The sequence below is a fragment of the Bittarella massiliensis (ex Durand et al. 2017) genome, assembly GCF_017566145.1.
Taxonomy (GTDB): Bacteria; Bacillota; Clostridia; order Oscillospirales; family Ruminococcaceae; genus Bittarella; species Bittarella massiliensis_A.
On sequence record NZ_JABFCL010000154.1, the window covers coordinates 1 to 227 of the forward strand.

General features: G+C 51.5%; 1 protein-coding gene. It reads right to left on the reverse strand.

The genetic code is table 11. The features are described 5' to 3' along the window. Positions 1-201 (reverse strand): hypothetical protein (locus HJY11_RS13840; RefSeq protein WP_208076485.1); only part of this gene is annotated, 201 nt, incomplete at its 3' end. Positions 202-227: the final 26 nt, after the last annotated feature.

A 227-nucleotide genomic window follows, 5' to 3' on the forward strand; every position in this document is an offset into this window, starting at 1 on the left:
ATGAATCACATAGCCGTCTGAATCCTGTTCCATCGTTGCTCCAATCTGCAGGACCTTGCCGTCCACAAAAAATTCCACCTGGAAATGTCGGGCTGCCGCGGTTCCTACAATAGAGCAGGCAAAGATCCCCATGCATGCCGCCGCAAGAGCAACTGCCTTTTTATGCATCAGCCGCCTTCTTGCCTGTCTGACTGGTTTCATCTGTATCACCTCGTTTACTGCCTGCT